This is a genomic window from Photorhabdus namnaonensis (assembly GCF_001684335.1).
In the GTDB taxonomy this organism is placed as follows: domain Bacteria; phylum Pseudomonadota; class Gammaproteobacteria; order Enterobacterales; family Enterobacteriaceae; genus Photorhabdus; species Photorhabdus namnaonensis.
The window spans coordinates 59,632-65,079 of the sequence record NZ_LOIC01000093.1 but is presented as its reverse complement, the minus strand read 5'-3'; the positions used below and the strand labels follow the sequence as shown (position 1 = coordinate 65,079).

Below are 5,448 nucleotides of genomic sequence, written 5' to 3'. Positions count from 1 at the left end.
ACTGGTGTTGCCAACATTGGCGGCACAGCGTTGACGATAAAGAATCCGTCGGGCATTCAGAACATCGTCACCGGCGATGGCAACGATATGCTGGTTGCTGGTAATGCCGATGCATTGCTTGATGGCGGGCGTGGAAACAACACACTGGCAGGTGGCGCGGGCAAGGACTTCTTTGTAGTCTACCGCCGTGAAGCAGGTAGCGATGTTATTAGCAACTTTGAAGCGGCTCGTGGCGAAATCATCGATCTGGTCGGATTTCGTGGAAAAACGTTTGCTGATCTGCGGCTGACACAGCAGGGGGCGGATGTTAAGGTCGATCTGGGTAAGGGGCAGAGCATTGTCCTGAAAAATCAGACAATCGCCGGGATTGGTGCGGCGAACTTCAAGTTCCAGGACACCTTTATCGCCCCGGTGGCTTACACGAGTAGCGACGCCTCAACGCTCCAGCCACAAGAAGGCTTGGGAACCGTGATCCTTAAGGGCGGCGGCAAGGGCGTCATGCTTACTAGCGATGCTCAGGGTCAGATGAAATTTAGCTTGAATGGGACTATCTATAGTCATGACAGTGCGGCGTCAGACGTTTTTGTGGTGGCGGCCCAACCGGGCGTCAAGGACTACAAGAATGCATTACGCGGGTTCCGTCACGGCGTTGATAAAATTGATTTGCGTCAAACCGGCGTCACTGATTTCAGCCAACTCACCATTGCTAAGAGTAATCGTGGCACGATCAACGGCCTGTCACAAATTCATGGCGTTGAAGTTATCTTTAATGGGGCCAGCGGTACTGATTCAAACGTGAAGTTGCTGTATCTCGATACCCTGGACATTTCGCAGGTCGATGCGGCCGACTTTCTTTTTGCGGAGCCTATGCCGGATTTGGTCCCAACGGTCAAGCCAGTGGTGACGCAATCTCTTGATAAACCGACGGTGACTTTCCCGGACGCATTAACGCCGATCACTATTCCTAAGCGGGAACCGATTAGTATCCCTCCTTTTGAACTACACCCAACGCCTGGCATTCCGAAAATGAAGCCAGCAGTGGAACCTACACCGGTGACTACTGACCCTAATTCCATTACGGTCCAAAGAACCTTTGGCAAGGTTACTTTGGGGGACGAGAGCAAGACTGTCAATGTGAAAGCTGTAGGCGTCAAAATGGTTGCGGGTAACGGTGACAATACAGTCAATGTGGCAGAATCGATGTCAAATATTACGCTGGGTAATGGTAATAACGTCATTGTCGGCGATATCAACAAACTCACAGTCGGACATGGCAACAATAGTATCACTGATACAGGAGGAGGGGCGACAATGAAGGTGGGGGATGGTAATAACCATATAGTAACGAGTGGTACCATGTCGCGAGTGGAAGTTGGGAATGGTGATAACCATATCGTGACCAGCGGTACTATGTCGAAAGTAAAAGTAGGGGAGGGTAATAACCATATTGTTACCAAGGGAACTATGTCGACGGTAGAAGTCGGACATGGGGACAACGATTTGGAATTTAGTGGTGATATGGGGGACTTGGTGTTCGGAAAGGACATCAGCCCTGAGCGTCTGTGGTTCCAGCATGAAGGACAGGATCTGCAAATTTCGGTCATTGGCAGTAAGCAGGAGGTAACACTGCATAATTGGTATGCCAGTCCTTCCGAACGACCCGGTAGCATCATGGCTGGTGACGGTCATCGGTTGACGGACCGTAATGTCGAAAATCTTGTCCAGGCGATGGCTGCCTTCGCGCCGCCGACACCTGCGACCACAATGCTCGGCGATGTCGAGCAACAGCGGCTGCAACCTGTGCTGGCAGCCAACTGGCACTGATCGGTAACAAGGCTCGCGATGGTTATTGCGGTACTTTATAAATAGGTGAATCGCGCCGTTTAAATGTAAGCGCCCCATATTGAGGACTTCTGTTTTTCGACAGGCAAAATGTCTAACTTTTGGGGCGCGCTTCAATTGGGCTAGGGTTTACGGGGTAATTGTTAAAAAACAAATGGACTTCGGGTAATGGATTATTTTATCAGTTTGTTGCAAGTTTACTTGGGTGGAAGTTTAAGGGAATACGAACGTGTTTGTTTCCAAATTAACGATGTTGCATTTATTCTGTGAATTTACCATTGGTTTGCATTATATCATTCAAAGTACCGATATTTCGCAATAAGCAATGTAGATATAAAATACCATTTACAAAATTAAAGATAAAAACTATTCATACTGTCGATTAATCACTGAATTAACAGAGTAAGGCAGAGGTAGGATGCCGTAGGTTTAATATCATTACCGCTGAGTTTAAGGGTAATGTAAACCTTTCGGCATGAATACGTTTATTACTGTGGTTCCAAACTTAACATAAGGATTTTGGAACGGCGTTGATAGTTGTATAACACTTGTTTCTGAATCGGTAGCATTGAGAGTTCCGCGGGCTCAAAACCCCGCTCTTGGAACCAATGAATGCTGCGGGTAGTCAGAACAAATAGTTTTTCCAGTCCGAACTGTTTGGCGTGCTCCGCAATGCGATTCAGTAATACTTCACCTCTTAAAGAGCTGCGATATTTAGGGTGAACCGCTAAACAAGCCATTTCGCCAATTCTTTCATCAGGATAAGGGTAAAGCGCGGCACAGGCGATGGTCAGGTTGTCGCGTTCGATAATGATGAATTTATCAATTTCTCTCTCAAGTTGTTCTCTTGAACGACGAACCAGAATACCTTGTTGTTCCAGTGGGCGAATGAGTTCGAGAATACCACCAATATCATTGATATTAGCCCGGCGTATTTGTTCCGCGCTTTCCATCACTATTTGAGTGCCAATACCATCTCGGGAGAATAGTTCTTGAAGTAGAGAACCATCGGCTTGATAACTTAATAAATGGCTGCGACGAACGCCACGACGGCAAGCTTTTACCGCACTCCGTAAAAAACGGATTGTACCTGAATAGTAGTCACCTTTAACTTCGAGCTCTTTAATCAGCTCTGGTGCTTGATTAAGAAAAACTTCCGATAGAATGTTTCCGTCTTTGTCTTGTACGCCTTGAGTAGAACAGAAACCGATCAGTTTTTCAGCCTGTAGTTTGATAGCTAATTGGGTGGCGACATCTTCAAATGGCAAATTAAAACTCTCTCCGGTGACAGAAACCGCGACAGGGCCAATTAGCACGATTGCGCCATTATCTAATTGACGATTTATGGCATGCTCATCGATACGGCGAATTTTTCCGCTGTGGCAATAATCCACACCATCATCAACACCAAGAGGTTGAGCAATAATGAAGTTACCGCTGACAACATTAATATTGGCTCCTTGTAACGGAGTATTATTCAGGTTCATAGAAAGACGGGCGGTAATATCCAGTTGCAGCAAACCAGCAGATTGTTTGACTAATTCTAATGTTTTATTATCGGTTACGCGGGTGTGTTTGTGGTAAACCGGTTTGTAATGATGGTCTACAAGATTTTGTTCAATTTGAGGTCTGGCGCCATAAACGACGATCAGGCGGATGCCCAAACTATGCAGTAATCCTATATCGTTGATGATATTAGAGAAATTTTCATGAGCAATGGCTTCTCCACCAAGCATAATCACAAAGGTTTTACCACGGTGTGCATTGATGTACGGAACAGAATGACGAAATCCTTCAACTAATTCGGTGCTGCGTTCTTTCATAACAGACTCTCGATTGAATTTTTATTCGTAATTTATGCTTTTTTATTCCTTTTGAGGGAAAATGGCAAGAGGCAATTCAGATAAAAACATTTTTATATACCTGTAGACGTTAATAATTTGCAAAATATAGAATGCTGTTTATTGATGGCAGCATAGTGCTGATTGGTTAGCGTTTTTCGTTTGATCGTTTCATTTGGTGAAGATCACCTCAAATGTTTGTATTTTATGAATGGAATATTAAGTAGATGAGTCATTCAGATCATAATCTGTCGCGACGTCGTTTGTTGCAGGGAGCCGCAGCGATGTGGTTACTTAGTGTTAGTCAGGTGGGTTACGCAGCGTCAGCAAAAGTTATAGCAGTACGTATTTGGCCGGCATCCAGTTATACCCGTGTGACTCTTGAATCTAATATTCCACTCAAATATCGCCAGTTTGTGCTGAAAAATCCAAACAGAATTGTGGTTGATCTTGAAGGGGTACAATTGAATCATACCCTAAGCGGAATGGGAGGGCAGATTCAACCCCGCGATCCTTATCTTAAACTGGTCAGGGCAGGGCAGTTTAATCCTAAAACCGTTCGTTTGGTGTTCGAAGTTAAACAAACTGTCAGCCCGCATATGTTTACTTTGAAGCCAGTGGCAGAATTTAAACATCGTCTGGTATTGGATATTTATCCGGCCGCAGGGGCTAATACGGATGATGATCCATTACTTGCTCTACTCGAAGAGTACAATAAAGGTCATTTGGCGGAAGATCTGCCAGTGGAAAGGCCGAAGTCAGGCAAAGCAGGTAAAGACAGGCCGATCATTATCATGCTTGACCCCGGACATGGCGGGGAAGATCCCGGCGCTATCGGTAAATATAAAACTCGTGAAAAAGACGTTGTTCTGAAAATTGCCCGTCGATTGAAAACGCTTATTCAGCGTGAACCGGGTATGAAAGTTTATATGACCCGTAATGAAGATGTGTTTATCCCACTAAAAGTGCGGGTGGCGAAAGCGCGTAAAATGCGCGCTGATCTGTTCGTTTCTATTCATGCAGACGCCTTCGCTAACCGGGCTGCCCGTGGCTCTTCGGTTTTTGCGCTTTCGACTAAAGGGGCAACCAGTAATACCGCGCTTTTTCTAGCCCAGACGCAAAACGAAGCTGATCAAATTGGCGGAGTAAGTAAAAGCGGTGATAAGTATCTGGATCATACGATGTTTGATTTGTTACAGACTGCGACAATCAATGATAGCCTTAAATTTGGCGGTGAAGTGCTCAAGCACATGGGCAAGGTGAATAAACTGCATAAAAACCGGGTGGATCAAGCTGGATTCGCGGTACTGAAAGCGCCGGATATCCCCTCGATTCTGGTAGAGACTGCGTTTATTAGCAATTTGGAAGAGGAGCGGAAACTGAAAACCGCGCGTTTCCAGCAGCAAGTCGCAGAGTCAATTTTTGCGGGTATCAAAGCTTATTTCAGGAATGGCGGTAGTTTGGCAATTTGAACTTGCCGCTATAGCCTTGGTCATTTGGCGAAGGGCAATCAGTAACTCGGCTTGTTCGCCATCTTCAAGGATGCTGTTTAGTAGCTGAATCGCGTAAGCTGGGTCTTTGCGGAACACCTCGGCCATTGCGTCGTCGTGTGATCTGCATTTCATTGCCCGTCCTCCTATCTATTTCTGCTTTTCCCTTCACATCAATATTTATGTGCTCAGGCTATAGCGGAGTCTGCTTGCATTTATTATCGCCGCAGAATAACAGATGTGGCGGTGATAAATCGTCTGGAAACTGTTCTGGG

The 5,448-nt window shown here is 45.7% G+C and carries 3 protein-coding genes and 1 pseudogene; 2 read left to right on the top strand and 2 right to left on the bottom strand.

All coding sequences use genetic code 11. From position 1 onward, the window contains the following. Window positions 1-1,824: pseudogene (locus tag Phpb_RS21015) on the top strand (calcium-binding protein); the annotation flags it as partial. A gap of 506 nt (window positions 1,825-2,330) precedes the next feature. On the opposite strand, the gene argA reads toward Phpb_RS21015, so the two are convergent. Beyond that, window positions 2,331-3,665, bottom strand: a complete 1,335-nt coding sequence (gene argA, locus Phpb_RS21010; protein WP_065392067.1) for an amino-acid N-acetyltransferase — start codon at window positions 3,663-3,665, stop codon at window positions 2,331-2,333. A 245-nt stretch (window positions 3,666-3,910) separates the two neighbouring features. On the opposite strand from argA, the gene amiC reads away from it, so the two are divergent. Beyond that, window positions 3,911-5,155: an N-acetylmuramoyl-L-alanine amidase AmiC gene (gene amiC, locus Phpb_RS21005; protein WP_065392066.1), complete on the top strand. Its 1,245-nt coding sequence runs from the start codon at window positions 3,911-3,913 to the stop codon at window positions 5,153-5,155. Here amiC and Phpb_RS24195 read toward each other — a convergent pair. Then, a complete protein-coding gene (locus Phpb_RS24195; RefSeq protein ID WP_476742271.1) occupies window positions 5,099-5,308 on the bottom strand; it encodes a helix-turn-helix domain-containing transcriptional regulator in 210 nt (69 codons plus the stop codon). The genes amiC and Phpb_RS24195 overlap by 57 nt on opposite strands. Between the last annotated feature and the right edge of the window lie 140 nt (window positions 5,309-5,448).

Excerpts from the sequence above, each read along its gene's own strand:
- Phpb_RS24195 (WP_476742271.1), bottom strand. The coding sequence starts at position 5,308 with ATGAAATGCAGATCACACGACGACGCAATGGCCGAGGTGTTCCGCAAA.
- argA (WP_065392067.1), bottom strand. The coding sequence starts at position 3,665 with ATGAAAGAACGCAGCACCGAATTAGTTGAAGGATTTCGTCATTCTGTT.
- amiC (WP_065392066.1), top strand. The coding sequence starts at position 3,911 with ATGAGTCATTCAGATCATAATCTGTCGCGACGTCGTTTGTTGCAGGGA.